The sequence below is a fragment of the Pararoseomonas baculiformis genome, assembly GCF_017813395.1.
In the GTDB taxonomy this organism is placed as follows: Bacteria; Pseudomonadota; Alphaproteobacteria; order Acetobacterales; family Acetobacteraceae; genus Roseomonas; species Roseomonas baculiformis.
Map to the genome: position 1 here is coordinate 90,381 of NZ_JAGIZB010000001.1, position 17,518 is coordinate 107,898.

Here is a 17,518-nt window from a genome sequence, read left to right on the forward strand (position 1 = left end):
TCGGCTGGCGGTGCGCCTCCGGTCCATGACCGGAGGCGACTGGAAGGGCAGGATTAGGGGCAGAAACCCCTGCATGCATCGAATCGGCGGCAGCCAGACGGGGTTCCAAGGGCCTCAGGCCCTTGGCGGGCGAGGTCCGGAGAGGGCAGAGCCCTCTCCGGGGAAGCCGCGCGGAACGGTGTCACAGCCCCGAGACAGCGATCTCGACCGCCGCTTCGGCATGGATGGCGGTCGTGTCATAGAGCGGCACGGTGCTGTCTTCCGGGTGGACCAGCAGCATGATTTCGGTGCAGCCCAGGATCACCGCCTCGGCGCCGCGTTCCACCAGCCGGGCGATCACCTCGCGATAGGCCTGGCGGGATGCGGGCTCGGCGCGGCCCTGGACCAGCTCGTCATAGATTACACGGTGCACGAGGGCACGGTCCGCCTCGCCGGGTACCAGCACCTCCAGCCCGTGCCGCTCCGTCAGGCGGCCCTTGTAGAAGTCCTGCTCCATGGTGAAGGCCGTGCCGAGCAGGCCCACCTTCCGCAGCCCGGCGGCCTTGATGCGCTCGGCGGTGGGGTCGGCGATATGCAGCAGCGGCAGGCTGATGGCGGCCTGAACCTGGTCCGCCATGCGGTGCATGGTGTTGGTGCAGATCAGGACGAGATCCGCCCCGCCGCGCTCCAGCCGCTGGGCAGCCCCGATCATCTCGGCCGTGGCGTCATCCCAGCGCCCGGCATGCTGCAGCGCCTCGATCTCGCCGAAGTCGAAGGACCACATGAGGCAGCGCGCCGAACGCAGGCCGCCCAGCCTGTCCCGCACCTTTTCGTTGATGATGCGGTAGTACTCGGCCGAGCTCTCCCAGCTCATTCCGCCGATCAACCCGATGACCTTCTGCTGCACTTCGCTCTCCCGCGAGGACGCCGCATGAAGGCCGGGAAGGCGCTGAGCGGCAAGACCCGGCATACCGGCGGCGATCCCGGGGCGAAAGCAGCCCTCCCCGTTTCATCGCCTTCAGGCGGCCATGCTCTCGGCGGCGCGGCCCGCGATCACCTTTTCCGCGCGGGCGAGGCTGCGCTGGATGTCACGGTGGTCACCCGCCTCTTCCGCGTTTCGCAGCCCGGCCGCCGCGACCATTCGCGCATGGCGGGCCAGGGCACCGGCCTGCTCCGCATCACGGGTGTGCTCGGCAATGCGGGCAATGGCTTCGATGAGGTGGATCACCACAGCCGGGTGCCCCGCCCCGGCCTGCCTGATCTGGTGAAAGGCGGCATCGACCAGGCCGGCATAGGTCGTCGTCTCGCGGATGATGCGCACGCGCCCGGACCGGTCGCGCAGCACGGGCTCCTGCAGCTGCCGGGCGGTGAGACGCGTCAGGCAGCCGCGAAGGCGATCGATCAGGCGATGGCGGTGAAAGGGTCATTGATGCCGGGGGAAAGGGCCCGCACCGCGACCTCCACCAGGTGGCGGATCGCAAACTCAAGATCCTCGGTAGGCGTGCGTTCGGACCCCACGACGGCGAGGTTGCAGATGTTGTCCTCCTCCGCCGCCTGCAGCGCGGAGGCGGGATGGACCAGGATCCGGGGGTCGCCCTCGACGACGAAGTCGCCCGCACGGAAATCCAGGCGCAGCACCGCATCCTTTCGCTCCGCCCAGGCAAGGAGCCCCTGCTCATCCACGGCCTGGACATAACCCTCTTGCCGGAAGGTGAGGGAGCCGGCCGCATCCCAGAAATCCGCGCCGGGCGTGTCCTGCCCGTCCGCGCGGCGCAGCCGCTCGCCCTCCCCGTTCGGGGGCAGGAGAGGAAGCGTTTGCAGCTCGGTGTCGAGTTCCCGGCCGACGAGCTCCACCACCCGGTTGGCAGCGGCCATCCGCGCCAGTTCCGTGATGAAGACCAGGAGCGCCAGGACGCAGAGAAGGGCAAGCAAAGTGCCGAAGCTGACCGCCACATGCGGAACATCGCTGAATGCCGCGTCACCCCGCACCGTGCGCAGGACCAGCACGAGATAGACGATGGTCATGGCGAAGGTGCCGAGGGTGATCTGGGTGGTGAGGTCAGCCCGGAAAACGCGGACCAGACGCGGGCCGTACTGGTTGGCGGCCAGGGTCAGCGCCACCACCGTGGCCGAGAAGATCGTGGCGGCCATGGCGATCACGCCCGACAGCAGGGCCGAGAGCAGTTCACGCGCGTCCTGCGCCCCGCCGGCATTCATCCACCAGCTCCGCACCTCGTCCTCGGCGCCATGCCCTGCATCGACCGCCAGCAGCGCCACGGCCAGCACGGCTCCCAGCAGGATCAGGACCGAGGGAATCAGCCACATGCCGTGCCGCAGCTGGTCCCAGATCGCGAGAAGACGTTTTAAGAACATCGGGGGCGCCTCCTGGGTCCGCAGTGTGGAAGCCAACGCCGGGGCGCCCGGATCGTCTGCGCCCCGCAATGCGGAACCCGGCCCCGCAAGGCGGGGCGGAAAGGCCGCCCGCCCCCTTACTTGTCCCGCGCCAGCGATGCGCGGGCCAGCGCCTCGAATTCAGGGACGCTCAGCGTTTCCGCGCGCCGCGTCGGCTCGATTCCCGCCGCCTCCAGCAGGGCTTCCGCCCCGCCAAGGCTCTTGAGGGAGCCCCGGAGCATCTTGCGTCGCTGCCCGAAGGCCGCGGCCGTCACCCGCTCCATCGCGCGGGCCAGTTCCCGATCGGGCTGCTCGGCATGGGGCACCAGATGCACCACGGCGGACCAGATCTTGGGGGGCGGGCTGAAGGCGCCGGGCGGCAGGCGCAGCACCATATGCGCCGTGCAGCGCCACTGGGCCGCGACGGCCAGCCGGCCATAGCCCTCGGTATCCGGGGCGGCCACGATCCGCTCGGCCACCTCCTGCTGGAACATCAGCGTCATGCTCTCATAGGCCTGCGCGCGGGCAAGCCATCCGATCAGCAGGGGCGAGCCGACATTGTAGGGCAGGTTAGCCACGATCCGGCGCGGCGCGGGCATCATCGCCTCCGGGTCCACCTTCAGCGCATCGGCCTCGGTGACGGTCAGCCGGCCGGGATAGGCCGCGCCCAGCTCCGCCAGCGCGGCGACGGCGCGGGAATCCAGCTCCACCGCATGCACATGCTCCGCCCCGTTGGCGAGCAGGGCACGGGTCAGCCCACCCGGGCCCGGCCCTACCTCCAGCACATGTCGCCCGGTCAGGTCACCGGCCGACCGGGCGATCCGGCCGCACAGCGCCTCGTCCAGCAGGAAGTGCTGGCCCAGCGCCTTGCGCGCCGCCAGCCCATGCCGCTGGACCGTCTCGGAAAGGGAGGGGAGCGAGGCGGGGGACAGGCTCACCCCGCCCTCCCCCGGCCCGGCCTGGCCCGGCTCAGCCACGCATCTCGATCGTGGCGCGGCGGCGCAGGTCGCGGATCTGCTGGCGGGAGAGATTCTCCAGCCGGTCGCGCAGGATCTGCTGCTTCGCCTGCTCCGGCGTGAAGCTGGCCAGGTTCCGCGTCTCGCGCGAGCAGACGGCGATCACCAGGATGCCATCCGGCGTCACGATGGGCTGGCTGGCCCGCCCCGGAGAAAGGCCGGCCACCAGCTGGCGCAGCGGCGGCGGGTTCAGCGTCTCCAGCCGCACCTCCCCGCCGGGATCAGCCGGGCGCACGGCACCGGCGGCGCGGTTCGCGGCCTCCACTGCATCGCAGCCGCCGCGGATGGCCTGGGCACGGGTGAGCTGGGCCCGCTGCTGGTCCGTCGGGTTCTGCGGATCCAGCGGGGAGGAGAAGGGCAGGAAGGCCTGGCGGATCGTGACCATGGTCGCGTTCTCGCGCCCGGTCTCGCGCTTCTGGCGCAGCGACACGATCTGGTAGCCGCCCGGCACCTCCACGGCATTGGAGATGGCGCCCGGCGGCATGCGCTGCACCACCGAGGCCACCTCGGGGTCCAGCTGCTCCAGGTTCACCCAGCCCAGGTCGCCGCCCTGCAGCGCCGTCTGGCTCTGGCTGAACTGCGTGGCCGCGACCGGGAAGGGCAGGCCCTGGCGCAGGCGGGCGATAACGTCATCCACGAAGCGCTTGGTCTCGGCGGAGGAGGAGGGGTCCTCCACCGGCACGAAGATCTCGGAAAGCAGGTATTCGGGCTGGCCGATCCGGGCCGCATGGGCGGCCAGCGCCTCGCGCACCGTCTCCTCCGAGGGCTCGGCCTGCGGGCCGAGCATGCCGCGGATCAGCCGGGCCCAGCCGATCTGGGCGCGAATCTGGTCATAGAGCACGCGGGGCTCGACGCCTGCCGCGCGGAGCTGGGCGCGCAGGCCGCCCGGGGGCAGGCCGTTGCGGCTCTCGATGTCGTTCACGGCGCGGGCCACCTCGTCATCCCCCACGGGGATGCGGCGGCGCTGGATGTCCTGCAGCCGCAGCCGCTCCTCAATCAGCTGGCGCAGGATCTGCGGGCGGATGCGGGCCACCAGGTCCGGCGCGGGCTGCAGCCCCACATTCAGCGCGAAGAGGCGGGCGCGGGAGCGTACCTCGGCTTCCGTCACCACGTCGCCATTCACGATGGCAACGATGCGGTTGACATTGGATGGCTCGGCGGCCGGGCGCGGCGCGGCCTGCCGGCCCGTGGGCTGGGCATGGGCGTCACGGGCCTGCAGCGCCAAAGGCAGGCCCATGAAGAGGCCGAGGAGGACAGGCAGCGCCGGGCGGAGGCGGGTGAAGCGTCGCATGACCGGGTTCCTAGACCATGAGCGCCCGGGATTGAAGCGATCCCGTAGCTGGCCGTTATGGTGTTTCGTTCGGCGAGCCGGAGCGCGCGCGCCTAGAGGGCGCGCAGCGCGAATTCCCCGACCGTCTTGAGGGAGACGCGGAACAGCACCGTGGTGCCGCCGGGATAGACGCTCGAGGTGACCGGGTTCTCGGCATAGGAGCGGTAGAAGCGCCCCTCGAAGATGAAGCACTCATCCTCATAGGTCGCGTTCACGCCGGCGGCGACGCCGCGCTGCTCCTCAAGGTCGTAGCGGCCGAAGACGCCGGCGCGCCAGTAGGTGGTCAGCCGGGTGTTGACCCCGCCGAAGACCTCCCGCGTGTAGCGCGACGGCGTGCGGAGCGGGGACGGCACCTGGTAGAGATAGCCGGCGTTGAAGCGGGTGCCCGGCAGGCCCACGGGATCAAGCCCGAAGCCCGCGGCGGTCTCGATCATGCGCCGGTCGCCGGTTTCTCCGTCCAGCCGGGTGCGGGCGGTCACGTCGAACCAGCCGGTGGGGGCGACGGTGACGCGGCCCACCCAGTCCGAGGCGCGCCTCTCCAGCCCCGAGCGTTCGTGGAACAGCGCCTCATCCGAGAATCGGAAGGAGCGCCCGGCCAGTGCCTCCACCGAGCCGCCATTCGGGAAGTACCAAGCCCCCCGCAGCGCCGCGTCCACCCGCGTGCCGCCCTCCTGCCGGTCCCGCCCCTGGAAGCGGTTCAGCGCGAAGAGGTTCGCGTCGGTGAACTCGAAATCGAGGCTGTCCTCGTTCGGGATGTTCGTCTGGCGGCCGGTGTTGGGCCCGGTGACCAGCTGCACCCGCGGCTCGATCAGCTGCGTGCCATAGGCACCCGCCGAGCGCACCATCGGGAGGCGCCAGTCCACGGCCAGGCGGATGTTCCCCGTGGCGGTGGTGGCGGTGCTCTCGTTGCTGAAGTTGGGCGCGAGGTTGAGGTTGACGGCATTGTAGCCCAGCCCATCAGCCTGCGCGCGGAAGGTCCAGACGCCCCCCATCTCGTCGAAGCGCGGCAGTTCGTAGCGCAGGCGTGTTCCGATCCGGCGGCTCTGCGTGCCCTCGCTGCGATAGACCTGGAAGGCGGTGGCATCCGCCGTCAGCGTGCCGCCCAGCGAATCCCGGCCCAGCACCGTCTCGTAGTACATGTCGGGCAGAACGAGGGGGATGCGGCCGGTGACGTCCTGCTCCCGCAGCCCCTGGAAGGCCAGGGCGCGGATGCGGGCATAGGAGGTGTAGCCCCAGAACCCCTCGGCATAGACCGTGCTGCTCAGCACCGAGGTGGCGGGCTGGCGATAGGCGCGCAGATAGGTCTCGCTGGTGGCGCGGTTGATGCTGAAGCCGGCCTGCCAGTTCTCGTCGATGGTAAAGCTGCCGCGCGAGAAGATGTGCCCGCCCCAGCCCTTCTCGCCGCTGGATTGCTTGCCGTTCAGGTAGCCCAGGGAGCCCTGGGCGGTGAGCTGGCCGAAGTTGAAGCGCTGGCGGTAGTTGAAGAAGCCGCTGGGCGGCGCCTGGCTGGCCACCAGCGGCGTGACGACGACATCGCTCGATTCATCGATCGCCCAGTAATAGGGGATCTCCGCGAAGGCCCCGAGATAGCGGGTCTGCCCAAAGGAGGGGGTGAGGAAGCCCGAGGAGCGCGGCGTCGAGGGGTCGGGCATCGACAGATAGGGCGTGTAGAAGGCCGGCACGCCGGCGAAGTCCACCGTCGCGTCGCGGAAGCGGATCCGGCGCGATTCGCCATCCTGCGTGGCGAGGCGGGAGCGGAGCTGCCAGAGCGGCGGCGCCTCGGGGTTGTCCTCGCAGAGATCGCAGGAGGAATAGACGACGCGGGAGAGGTCCATGATGACCGCCCCGCTCTCGGTGGTGCGGCGGCGGGCGCCGTTGGCGGCCACGCGGCCGTTCTGGGCCAGCAGCCCGCGCAGCCCCTCCACCACCGCGTCCCGCATGCCGCCCTTCAGCTCGGCGCGATCCGCGAAGAGGACCTGCCCGTCCGGCTCCAGGAGCTGGATGTTGCCCTCGGCCACCGCGATCCCGGTGTCGCGGTCATAGGTGAAGCGGTCGGCGCGCAGGATGCGCTCGCCTTGCCAGGCCTCCACCGCGCCGCTCGCCGTCACGCGGTTCTCGTTCTGGTCGTACTCCACCTCGGCGGCCGTGAAGGTCACGGGCGCGTTGCTGTCGATGGCCGGCCCGCCCCCCAGCAGGGCCCCGCCGGGTCCCGCGCCAGCACCGGTGCGGGCGGGCGCGGTGGCCGCCCCGCCGGCCGGGCCCACCCCTGCCCCGAGCTGGTCGGGCCGCAGGCTCAGCGGCGCGGTCTGGCCCAGGGCGGGCGCGGGCAGCATGGCGGGAAAGGCCAGCAGCGCCAGGCCCGCCGTGCCCGCCAGCAGCCGGTTGCGATTGGAGGAAAGCAGCCAGCGGGGGTGCTTCCGCCCGGTCACGTCCGTCATCCGTCCTCCAGGTGCAGCAGAAGGGCCACCGCGCACATCAGCCCGGCCGCGGCGGGTGCCCAGGCGGCCAGCACCACGGGCAGGGTGCCGGTCTCGCCGAATTCGCCGGTCACGCGGTCCAGCAGGAACAGGGCAAAGCCAGCCGCCACCCCCGCGCCCAGCATCTGGGCGACGCCGCCCTTTCGGGCCTCGCGCATCGAGAAACCGGCAGAGAGCAGAGCCATGGCAACGGCCAGCATGGGCAAGGCGAGCAGGGATTGGAACTGCAGCCGGTGCCGCACGGCCGAGAATCCGGAATCTTCGAGCACGGCGATGAAGTCCGGCAACACCCAGAAGGAAAGGGTGTCCGGGCTGGCGAAGCTGTCCTGGATGCGGTCCGGCGTCAGCTCGGTGGGCAGGCGCAGGGTCTGCGCGGGCCCGGCCTGGCGGTCCGGCCCGAAGGAGATCGCCCCTTCCAGGACCCAGGCGCCGCTTGAGAGGGTGGCCCGCGGCGCCTCCACCCGCCCGAGGAAGCGGTCCGTCCCCGAGATGCGCCAGACGGAAACCTCCTCAAGCCGGAAGCCGCCGGCCTGCAGGGGGGCGGGGCGGCCCGACAGGATGGCGACGCCCTGCGGGTCCAGCTCGCGGTCTGCCTGGCGCAGCCAGAGCCGGCCGCCGGCCAGGGTGGTGATGCCGGCCGTGTTGCGCAGCACCGCGGCATCCAGGCGTTCCGCCCGGGACAGGAGCACGGCGGAAAGGGGGGAGAGCCCCGCCGTGGCCGCCGTGCCGAAGAGGCAGGCCACCAGCACAGGGCCCAGCAGGAAGCCCCAGGCCGAGATCCCCGCCGAGCGGGCCACCACCAGCTCCGAGGCGCGGGCCAGGCGCCAGAAGGCAAGGATGCCGCCCAGCAGGATGGCGAAGGGCAGCACCTGCATAGCCACGAAGGGCACCCGCAGCGCCGCGATGGTGGCCACGATGCCGAAGCCGGCCTCGCGCGTCGCCGCCCGGCGCAGCAGCTCGATGAAGTCGAACAGCGCGACGAGGCCGGTGAGCGCCGCCAGCATGATGAGGCACATGACGGCGAAGCGCCGCGCGACATAGGCGCCGAAGGTGAAAGGAAAGGTCACCCGTTGGCCCGCCCTTCCGGAACGGGGGGGACGCGGCGGGGCCAGCCCGGCGCGCCCGAGAGCACCCAGGCGGCCAGCAGCCCCGGCCCGAGCACATGCACCCAGATCAGCGGGATGAAGCGGTTGTCCCGCGCCGCGAGATTGCCCACGGCCAGCCCGAGGGCGAGCAGGCAAACCACGGCCCCCACCGCGATCACGGCCGTCAGCCCGCCCCCGTGGCGGCGGAAGGTGCTGGCCAGGGCGGCGGCCAGCCCCACCATGGCGAAGGACAGGGCGGTGAGGGGGGAAGCCAGGCGGCCATGCCCCTCCGCCTTGAACTTGCGGATGTCGCGCTCCGGCAACCCTTCCTCGGGGTCCGGGTTCAGCAGCTCGCCCACGAAGCGCTCGCGGCTGTCGCGGTTGCGGGCATCCTCGGTGCGGCTGGTGCGGGCCAGGTCCACGCTGTTCTCGCCGAAGGCCAGGACGGTCAGCCGGGGCTGGGGCGGCGTGCCCGGCGGGGAATTGGGTGGCACGGCGCGCTCCATCTGCTGGCGCTGGCCATTCTGGAGGATCACGCGGGGGCCATTCGGGCTCGGCAGGATCACGCCGCGCTCGGCCAGGATGGTCACGGGTGCGCCCGGCTCCCGCTGGTCATGGATCAGGATGCCGCGCATCGTGCCATCCCGCTCCCGCACGCGGGCATAGACGGTCAGGTCGTTGCTCACGCTGCTGAACACGCCTTCCTGCAGGAGGATGGCGGCCATCTGGTTGCGGATCTCGAACTGCCATTCGCGGAAGGCGGCATGGGAGACCGGGACCAGCCAGGCCTGCAGGAACAGCCCGATTCCGGTGGCCAGGAGCGCCACCAGCAGGGCCGGGCGGGCCAGCCGCCAGTCCGAAAGCCCCGCCGCCCGCAGCACCACCAGCTCCCGGTCCGAGGAGAGGCGCACATAGGTGAAGAGGATCACGACAAAGGTCGTGATCGGCAGGATGACCGCGAAGAAGGAGGGCAGCAGCAGCCCCGTCAGCTCCAGGAAGACGGAGAAGGGCAGGCCGCGGTCGAGCACCAGCTCGATGAAGCGGAGCGACTGGGTCAGCCAGATCAGCGCCGCCAGACCGATGGTCACGGCCAGCAGGCTGAGGGCGATCTGCCTGGAGATGTAGCGCGTGACGCGGCTCATGGGGGGCGCAACCTATCCATCCGCCCCGGTGGGGGCAAATGGCCGCGTGTGAAAAAGAAGCTCGGCGGGGCGGCCGGTGCGATCAACCTCCGAGGAAGGCGCGGATCACGCTGGCCGGGACGATGCGGACATGCTGCGGCTTGGCATCCGGCCGGTGGCTGATGATGCCGAGAAGGCACTTTGTCTCCGCGTCGAAGACACCCCCGCCGGACTCTCCCTCCACCATGGACAGGGGCAGGTCGGCATAGGTGCCGTCATCGGCCCGGCTCTCCGGCACCATCTCCCCGGCCCGCACGGCGGCCCGCCCCCGGGACGCCAGGACCAGCACGGGCTGGCCCGGCATCGGCCCCGCCCCGCAGGGCGTGGCCGCCGGCCCGGCCGGGACCGCGCTGGCCTGCAACAGCGCCAGATCCTCGCCATGGCGGTAGAGCGGCCCCACCCCGGGCTCCACATAGCCCTGCCCCATCCGCACCGGCCGCACAGGCAGGACGCGGCCATTGAAGCGGATGGTGGTGGGGATGGGGGTTCCGGTGCAGTGGCGCAGCCGGGGCACCACCCCATCCACCAGATGCGCGGCGGTGAGGAAGCGGCCGCCGCCCAGATGGACCGCCTGCCCCCTGAGAGGGCAGCCCGGGGCCTGCCCGCCCCGCAGCTCCGCCCGGAAGGCATCCGGGGTATCGGGCATGCGGGGGAAGGCATCCGGCCGGGGGCGCGTGCCCTCCTCGTTCACGGCCCGCGGCTCGGGCGCGGCGCAGGCGGAAAGCGCCAGCCCCGCCAGGAGGACAGCCCGGAAGCCCCGGCCGCCCAGGATCAAGCGGGCAGCACCTTGCCCGGGTTCAGCAGGCCCTTCGGGTCCAGCGCCGCCTTGATGCGGCGCATCGCATCCAGCTCCGCGCCGCCACGCCATTCGGCCAGCATGTCGGGCTTGAGGCGCCCCACCCCGTGCTCGGCGGAGAAGGAGCCGTCCAGCTCGCGCACGATGGCGTTCACGCAGTCCATGATGTCGTGGGAACGCGCGAGGAAGGCGGCGGGATCCATCCCTTCCGGCTGCTCCAGGTTCATGTGGATGTTGCCGTCGCCCATATGGCCGAAGGGCACGGGGCGGCTGCCCGGGATCAGCTCCATCAGCGCCGCGCTGCAGCGGCGGATCATCTCCGGCACCTTCGACACGGGGACGGAGACATCGTTCTTCACCGACGCCCCCTCCTTCTTCTGGGCTTCCGGGTGCTCCTCGCGCAGGCGCCAGATGGCGTGGCGCTGGGCCTCGCTCTCGGCCAGGGCGGCGTCCAGCACCTCCCCCGCCTCCAGCGCCTCCTCCAGCACCACCTCCATCAGCCCGCGCAGATCGGCATCGGGGCGGGAGGAGGCGAGGTCCACCAGCACGTAGTGATCAGCCCGCTCGGAAAGCGGCAGGGCGGCGCCGTCGATATGGCGCATCACCATGTCCATGCCGTTGCCGGACATGTACTCGAAGGCGCGCACCGCGCCCTCGTCCCGGTCCCGGAAGCGGCGGAAAAGGGACAGGGCCGCCTCCTCGCTCTCCACCGCGCAGAGGGCGATGGCCTCGGAGCGCGGGCGGGGAAAGAGGCGCAGCACGGCGGCGGTGACGATGCCCAGCGTGCCCTCGGCGCCCACCATCAGGTGGCGCAGCGCATAGCCGGTGTTGTCCTTGCGGAGCCGGCGCAGGCCGTTGATCACCCCGCCATCGGGCAGCACGATCTCCAGCCCCAGCATCAGCTCCCGCGCATTGCCGTAGCGCACGGTGGTGTTGCCGCCGGCATTGGTGGAGAGCACGCCGCCGATCGTCGCGGTGCCCTCGGCGCCCAGGGAAAGCGGAAAGAGGCAGCCGGCCCCCGCCGCGGCGTCCTGGGCGGTCTTCAGCACCACCCCGGCCTCGGCCACCATGGTCATGTCCACGGGGTCGATGTCGCGGATGCGGTTCATGCGGGACAGGGAGAGGATCACCTGCCGCCCGCTCTCATCCGGCATGGCGCCACCCACCATCGAGGTGTTGCCGCCCTGGGGCACCACGGGGATGCCCGCCTCATAGAGCAGCTTCAGCGCCGCCGAGAGCTCCCCGGTGGAAGCCGGGCGCAGCATGGCCGGGGAGGCGCCGTGATAGAGGCCGCGCCAGTCCGAGAGATGCGGCTCAAGGTCGGACGGGTCCGTCACGATGCCGCGCGGGCCGAGGATGGACTGGAGGGCCGCCATCAGCGTGGCGGGGAGCGGGGTCGCGGGGCGGGGTGGATTGACGTCGGGCATGGGAATGGGACCAAACGCCAGCCCGAGCCCATGGGTCAAGGGCGCGCTTCGTTCGGCCGCATCCGCTTCCCGGATCGCGCCTTCGGCCGCCCCCCCGCCACCAGCAGGGCGATCACGGGCAGCCCGACCACCACCAGCGCCAGCGCCGCCACCGCCCCCTCCTCATAGGTGCCGCGCGCGGCCTCCGCATAAAGGGCGGTCGCCAGGGTCTCGCGGTTGAAGGGGCGGAGCAGAAGGGTGGCTGGCAGCTCCTTCATGGCATCCAGGAAGACCAGCAGCGCCGCGGCGGAAAGGGCGGGCAGCAGCAAGGGCAGGTGCACCCGCCACAGGATCCGCCCGGGCGGGGCCCCCATGGACCGGGCGGACCAGTCCATCTGCGGCCGGATGCGCGCATAGGCGGCGTCCAGCCCGCCCGCCGGGATGGCCAGGAAGCGCACGAAATAGGCCAGGACCAGCGCGGCGGCGGTGCCGGAAAGAGCCGGGATCCAGGGCCCGAAGCCTTCGGTCAGGTCGTCCAGCCCGCCCAGCGCCACAATCAGCCCCACCGCCGCGATGCCGCCCGGCAGGGCATACCCCATCAGGCTGGCCCGCAGCAGGACAGAGCCGCCCATGGCCTTCCGGTCCGGCATGGCGTCCCCGCGCGCCCCGAAGGCCAGCACCAGGGCGGCGGGGAGGATTAGCAGCGTGGCCGCGGCCGACAGGGTGGCGCTGTTCCCGATCCAGGTGAGCAGGTCCGGCGGCAGGCCGAACTCCTCCACGCGCCGCCAGGCCGCCCAGACCAGATAGGAGACCGGCACGACGAAACCGAGCAGCACGGGCACAAGGCAGAACAGCATCGCGAGCAGCCCGGCCGCGGGGGGCAGCTGGCGCCGGTCGGGCCGCGCATTCTCCCTCACGCCATGGGCGCCATGGGCGCGGCTGCGGGCCCAACCCTCCAGCGCCAGCAGGGCCGCCACGATGGCCAGGATCATCAGCGCGATCTGCGCCGCCCCTTCCAGGGAGGAGCGGGTGATCCAGGTGACATAGACCGAGACGGTCAGGGTGCGGACGCCCAGGAATTCCGCCGCGCCCACGTCGTTCAGCGTCTCCAGCAGCGCCAGCGAGGCACCGGCCGCGATGGCCGGCCAGGCCATGGGCAGCCCGATGGTGAGGAAGAGGCGCATACCCCCTGCCCCGAGTCCCCTCCCCGCTCGCAGCAGGTCCGCGCCCTGGGTCAGGAAGGCCGCGCGGGCCGCGAGATAGACGTAGGGGAACAGGACGCTGCCCATCACCATGATGCAGCCGGGCAGCGACCGGATCTCGGGCAGCGGGATGGCGCGGGGATCGGTGACGCCCAGGATGGCGCGCAGCCCCGCCTGCACGGGCCCGGCGGGGTGCAGCACGTCAAGCCAGGCATAGGCCGAGACATAGGTCGGCAGGGCGAGTGGCAGGACCAGCGCCCAGGCGAAGCTCCTGCGGCCGGGGAAGCGGTGGCAGGAGACGAGCCAGGCCGTGCCCGTTCCCACCCCGATCACGAAGGCGCCCACCCCCGCCAGGAGCAGCGCCGTCTCCACCATCGCATGGGGCAGCACATGGCGGATGAGGTGCGGCCACAGGTCGCCCGAGCCGCGCGCGGCGGCGAAGGCGAGCGCGATGACGGGCAAGGCGACGAGGGCGACGCTGAGCGCCGCCCCCAGCCGGAGATTGCCCGCCGCCCGAAGGCGACGGAATGGCAAGCTGAAAGGCCGGCCCGGGGGCCGGATCCCCTCAGCGATCGAAGCCGACTTCATCCACGATGCGGCTGGCGGCCGCGCGGCGCGCGGCGACCTCGGGCAGGGAGACGTTGCGCGGCGTGACCGGGCCGAAGCCCGCCACGATCTCGTTCACCGGCGCGTTCGGGCGCACCGGGTTCTCGAAATTGCCGTTGGCGTAGATGCTCTGCGCCTCCGGGGAGGCCAGGAACTCGAGGAAGCGCACCGCCTCGGCCCGGTTCGGGGCGTGGCGCGTCACGGCACCGCCGGAGATGTTCACCGCCGTCTCGTTCGCCGGCAGCACCACGCGCACGGCCTCGCCCCAGCGCTTCTGCTCCTCGCCGCCGCGGCCGGAGAGCATCAGCCCCGCATAATAGGTGTTGGCCAGGCCCACGTCGCAGAGGCCGGCCAGGATGTCGCGCGCCACCTCGCGGTCGCCGCCCGTGGCGCGGCGGGCCAGGTTGGCCTTTAGCTTCGTCAGGTAGTCGCGCAGCCAGGCCTCGCCGTGCTCGATCATCAGGATCGAGAAGAGGGCGGTGTTGTAGGGGTGCTGGCCAGAGCGGATGCAGACCCGGCCCTTGAAGCGCGGGTCGGCCAGGTCCTCATAGGTCAGCTTCGCGGCCTCGGCCTCCGGGATCCGCTCGCGGGAGGCGAGGATGGCGCGGGCGCGGGTGGAAAGGGCGAACCAGCGGCCCTGCGGGTCGCGCAGATTGGCCGGGATGGCCTCCTCCAGCGCCTTGGACTGCACGGGCTGGGTCAGCTCGCGGTCCACCAGCTCCATCAGGTTGCCCACATCCACCACCATGGCGACATCGGCGCGGGACCGGCTGCCCTCCGCCGTCAGGCGCTCGGCCAGGCCGCCCTGGACGAAGACGGTGTTCACCTGGATGCCCGTCTCCTGGGTGAAGCGCTCGGTCAGCGGGCGCATCAGGCCGGGTTCGCGGGTGGTGTAGAGATTCACCTCGGCCGCATGGGCGGCGACAGGCGCGAGAAGGAGGGAGAGCGCGAAGAGCACGGCCTTCTTCGGGCGGGTCATGGTGCTGGCCTTGTCCTGAGAACGAGGCGCAATCTGATCGAAGCCCCGCGCCCCGGCAATAGGTGAGAATGCGTATCAGTGCGGCGAGGAGATTGCCCCGTCAGCGCAGCAGCAACAGGCCCAGCACTCCGCCCGCCCCGAGGGCCCAGAGCGGGGTGTGGTTGCTCCGCCAGGTGAACAGCGCGGAGGCGAGGGTTATGAGCACCGCCACCGCCACTTCGATCCCCGAACCCCGCGCCGCGGCGGCCCCTGTGACGAGGCCCGTGGCCAGGATCAGCCCGATCGCGACCGGCACCAGCCCTGCCCGCAGCGCCGCCAGCCGCCAATCCCCGGCCAGGCGCTGGGTCAGCGTCGCAACGCCCCAGGCCAGGATGAAGGTGGGGCCGAGGAAGCCCAGCAGGCTGGCCACCAACCCCTGCCACCCGGCGACGTGATAGCCGATCACCGCCACGAAGAGCACGTTCGGCCCCGGCGCGGCGGAGGCCAGCGCATAGCCCTGGGAGAAGCTGGCATCCGTCATCCAACCGCGCAGCTCCACCACTTCCCGGTGCATCTCGGGCACCGCGGCATTGGCGCCGCCCACGGCAAGGAGCGAGAGCTTCAGGAAGAAGAAGAAGATATCGCCGGCGAGCGGGTTCATGTGGCCCTCCGCATCCGCCAGACCACCAGCCCGATCGAGACCGGACCCAGCACCAGCACGATCACGGGCAGCGGCACCCGGAACCAGGCGGCGGCCAGCGCGGCCGCCAGCCCCACCGCGATCTGCTCCGGCGGCGGGCGCAGCCGGCCGGACATGCGGAAGGCGTTGCCGATCACCATCCCCGCCGCCGCGCAGGCCAGCCCATGCATGAAGGAGGAGACCAGCGGCTCATCGGCGAAGCCCTGCCAGAGCAGCACAAGGCCCATCAGCACGATCAGCGGGAAGAGATAGAGCCCGCCCGTGGCCGCGAAGGATCCGGGAAGGCCGGCGAAGCGGCGCCCGATCATCACGGCGGCATTGCCCACATTCGGCCCTGGCAGCACCTGGCCGAGGCCGAGCACCTCCGCATAGTCGCGCTCGGTCAGCCAGCGCCGCTCCTCCACCATGGCGCGGCGGACCCAGATCTGGGCGCCGCCGAAACCCATCAGCCCCGCCTTGGCGAAGGCCACGAAAAGCTGTCCCGGGCCGGGTGGCGGGTTGAGCGGCGGTTCCTCGGGCGGGGACACGGCATTCCTGGGCACGGGCTTCGTGGGCACGGGGCCAAAATCCGCCGGTCCGGAGATGCGGGCAAGAGGGCTCAGCGCGGCGCTGCCGCGCGGGCCAGGCGGTCATTGATTGCCTCTCCCAGCCCATCCATGGGCACGGGCATGGCGGCGATGCCGCGAAGGCCCAGGCGCCGGCCCTCCGCATCCAGCCAGCGCAGCCCGGCGAAGAGCCGCGCGGCGGCCTCGGCCACCTGCCCCGCCTCGGAAAGATTCCAGCTGGCGCCGGCGCCGGGCAGCGGCGGGCCGAAGGCGAGCAGCGCCTCATCCGGCCCCACCGACCGCGCATCCAGCCGCACGGGCAGGGAGGGCGCGTAATGGGAGAGCATCATGCCGGGCGAGCGCAGCGTTTCCGGCTCCCCGCCGGCGGGCCGGCAGACCGGGCCGATCAGCGCTTCGATGGCCTCCGGCGTCACCCCGCCCGGGCGCAGCAGCAGGGGGCGCGGGCCGCCGAGGTCCAGCACCGTGCTCTCCACCCCCACCGCGCAAGGGCCGCCATCCAGCACGGCCGCGATGCGGCCGGAGAGCCCATCCAGGACATGGTCCGCCGTGGTGGGGGAGACGCCGCCGGAGCGGTTGGCGGAGGGCGCGGCCACCGGCACCCCGGCCTGCCGCAGCAGATCCAGCGCCAGCTTGTGGCCGGGCACGCGCACGGCCAGCGTGTCCAGCCCGGCCCCGGTCAGCTGGTCGATCCGGCCTTCGGCCCGGCGCGGCAGGACCAGGGTCAGCGGCCCCGGCCAGAACCGCGCGGCCAGCGCCTCGGCCCGCGCATCCGGCACCACCTCGGCAAAGGCGGCGGCGGCATCGGGGAAATGGCTGATCAGCGGGTTGAAGCTGGGCCGGCCCTTGGCTGCATAGATGCCGGCCACCGCCCGCCCATCCCGCGCATTGGCGCCCAGGCCATAGACCGTCTCGGTCGGGAAGGCGACCAGCCCGCCCTCCCGCAGCAGGGCGGCGGCACGGGCGATGTCGCGGGGAGAGAGCCGCTCTGTCACGCGGCCCCCGCCAGCCCCTCGGCCAGGAAGGGATGGTTCTCGAAGTCCGGCTTGCCGTAACGCAGGGGCGCGCCGTCGAAACCCATCACCCGGCCGCCCGCGGCCTCCAGCACGGCCTGGGGGGCGGCCGTGTCCCACTCCATGGTGCGGCCGAAGCGCGGATAGAGATCCCCCGCCCCTTCCGCGAGGCGGCAGAACTTCAGGGCCGATCCCACCTTCTGGATGGCCGCGACCTTCCGCCCTTCCAGGAAGCGGTCCAGGCGCGGGTCGTCGGAATAGTGGCGGGAGGCGAGCACCGTCGCGCCCTCCTCCGGGATGGCGCGGGCGCGGATGGCGCGCTGGCCCTGCGCGTCGCGCTTCCAAGCCAGGCCCAGCGGCACGATGCCGGCGAAGATCTCCATGGTGGCCGGCAGGGCGACCGCGCCGAGATGGGCGCGCCCGTCCACCACCAGGCCGACATTCACGGCGAAGCTGTCATAGCCCCTGGCGAACTCCCGCGTGCCGTCCAGCGGATCGACCAGCCAGGTGCGCCGGGCCAGGGCGGTGACCAGCCCGGCCGACACCTCCTCCTCCGCCACCACGGGAATGTCCGGCGTCGCGGCACGCAGCCCCTCGACGATCAGCGCCTCGGCCACGCGGTCCGCCTCGGTCACGGGGGACTCGTCGGTCTTGCGCTCCACGGCGAAGCCCGCGGCGCGGATGGCGTTGATGGCATGGGCGGCGCGCTCGGCCAGGGAGGCGGCCAGGGCGAGCAGGTCTTCGTCGGTCATCCCGGGGAGATAGCGCGGAGCATGGGGCCAGGGGCACCCCCCGTCACGCCGCCATGCCCGGGG

General features: G+C 72.0%; 16 protein-coding genes. All 16 read right to left on the reverse strand.

Annotation, left to right across the window (positions count from 1 at the left end; all coding sequences use genetic code 11):
- Positions 1–181: 181 nt before the first annotated feature.
- The 16 genes from J8J14_RS00420 to cysQ all read right to left on the reverse strand — a co-directional run bounded on the left by J8J14_RS00420 (position 182) and on the right by cysQ (position 17,455).
- Entirely contained in the window at positions 182–886 is a 705-nt protein-coding gene (locus J8J14_RS00420; RefSeq protein WP_342452354.1) for an aspartate/glutamate racemase family protein, read from the reverse strand.
- A 111-nt stretch (positions 887–997) separates the two neighbouring features.
- The gene (locus J8J14_RS25335) at positions 998–1,324 is read right to left on the reverse strand and encodes a DUF2254 family protein (RefSeq protein ID WP_342452355.1); all 327 of its coding nucleotides are present in this window, start codon (positions 1,322–1,324) and stop codon (positions 998–1,000) included.
- Between the two features lie 56 nt (positions 1,325–1,380).
- Positions 1,381–2,352: a DUF2254 domain-containing protein gene (locus J8J14_RS00430; protein WP_209377451.1), complete on the reverse strand. Its 972-nt coding sequence runs from the start codon at positions 2,350–2,352 to the stop codon at positions 1,381–1,383.
- A gap of 116 nt (positions 2,353–2,468) precedes the next feature.
- Positions 2,469–3,347, reverse strand: a complete 879-nt coding sequence (gene rsmA / locus J8J14_RS00435) for a 16S rRNA (adenine(1518)-N(6)/adenine(1519)-N(6))-dimethyltransferase RsmA (RefSeq protein WP_408895394.1) — start codon at positions 3,345–3,347, stop codon at positions 2,469–2,471.
- Positions 3,340–4,677: a peptidylprolyl isomerase gene (locus J8J14_RS00440; protein ID WP_245215213.1), complete on the reverse strand. Its 1,338-nt coding sequence runs from the start codon at positions 4,675–4,677 to the stop codon at positions 3,340–3,342. The genes rsmA and J8J14_RS00440 overlap by 8 nt, the downstream gene beginning before the upstream one ends.
- Positions 4,678–4,769: 92 nt before the next feature.
- Positions 4,770–7,154, reverse strand: a complete 2,385-nt coding sequence (locus tag J8J14_RS00445; protein WP_245215214.1) for an LPS-assembly protein LptD — start codon at positions 7,152–7,154, stop codon at positions 4,770–4,772.
- Positions 7,151–8,260 (reverse strand): LPS export ABC transporter permease LptG, encoded by a 1,110-nt coding sequence (gene lptG / locus J8J14_RS00450; protein ID WP_209377452.1) that lies wholly within the window; start codon positions 8,258–8,260, stop codon positions 7,151–7,153. Before lptG ends, J8J14_RS00445 begins: the two co-directional genes overlap by 4 nt.
- Complete coding sequence (gene lptF, locus J8J14_RS00455) at positions 8,257–9,420, reverse strand: LPS export ABC transporter permease LptF (RefSeq protein WP_209377453.1); 1,164 nt, start codon at positions 9,418–9,420, stop codon at positions 8,257–8,259. The genes lptG and lptF overlap by 4 nt, the downstream gene beginning before the upstream one ends.
- Before the next feature lie 82 nt (positions 9,421–9,502).
- On the reverse strand, positions 9,503–10,234 hold the full coding sequence (locus tag J8J14_RS00460; RefSeq protein ID WP_209377454.1) for a trypsin-like peptidase domain-containing protein: 732 nt from the start codon (positions 10,232–10,234) through the stop codon (positions 9,503–9,505).
- Positions 10,231–11,682 carry an FAD-binding oxidoreductase gene (locus J8J14_RS00465; protein ID WP_209377455.1) on the reverse strand — a complete coding sequence of 484 codons (1,452 nt, stop codon included), beginning with the start codon at positions 11,680–11,682 and terminating at the stop codon, positions 10,231–10,233. Before J8J14_RS00465 ends, J8J14_RS00460 begins: the two co-directional genes overlap by 4 nt.
- A gap of 35 nt (positions 11,683–11,717) precedes the next feature.
- A complete protein-coding gene (locus J8J14_RS00470; protein ID WP_245215215.1) occupies positions 11,718–13,397 on the reverse strand; it encodes an ABC transporter permease in 1,680 nt (559 codons plus the stop codon).
- 31 nt (positions 13,398–13,428) lie between these two features.
- Positions 13,429–14,448, reverse strand: a complete 1,020-nt coding sequence (locus J8J14_RS00475) for an extracellular solute-binding protein (RefSeq protein ID WP_209377457.1) — start codon at positions 14,446–14,448, stop codon at positions 13,429–13,431.
- A gap of 100 nt (positions 14,449–14,548) precedes the next feature.
- Positions 14,549–15,088 carry a chromate transporter gene (locus tag J8J14_RS00480; RefSeq protein WP_209377458.1) on the reverse strand — a complete coding sequence of 180 codons (540 nt, stop codon included), beginning with the start codon at positions 15,086–15,088 and terminating at the stop codon, positions 14,549–14,551.
- Positions 15,085–15,684: a chromate transporter gene (locus tag J8J14_RS00485; RefSeq protein ID WP_209377459.1), complete on the reverse strand. Its 600-nt coding sequence runs from the start codon at positions 15,682–15,684 to the stop codon at positions 15,085–15,087. The genes J8J14_RS00480 and J8J14_RS00485 overlap by 4 nt, the downstream gene beginning before the upstream one ends.
- 41 nt (positions 15,685–15,725) lie before the next feature.
- Positions 15,726–16,685, reverse strand: a complete 960-nt coding sequence (locus J8J14_RS00490) for an L-threonylcarbamoyladenylate synthase (protein WP_209377460.1) — start codon at positions 16,683–16,685, stop codon at positions 15,726–15,728.
- The gene (cysQ, locus tag J8J14_RS00495) at positions 16,682–17,455 is read right to left on the reverse strand and encodes a 3'(2'),5'-bisphosphate nucleotidase CysQ (RefSeq protein ID WP_209377461.1); all 774 of its coding nucleotides are present in this window, start codon (positions 17,453–17,455) and stop codon (positions 16,682–16,684) included. The genes J8J14_RS00490 and cysQ overlap by 4 nt, the downstream gene beginning before the upstream one ends.
- Positions 17,456–17,518 lie beyond the last annotated feature (63 nt).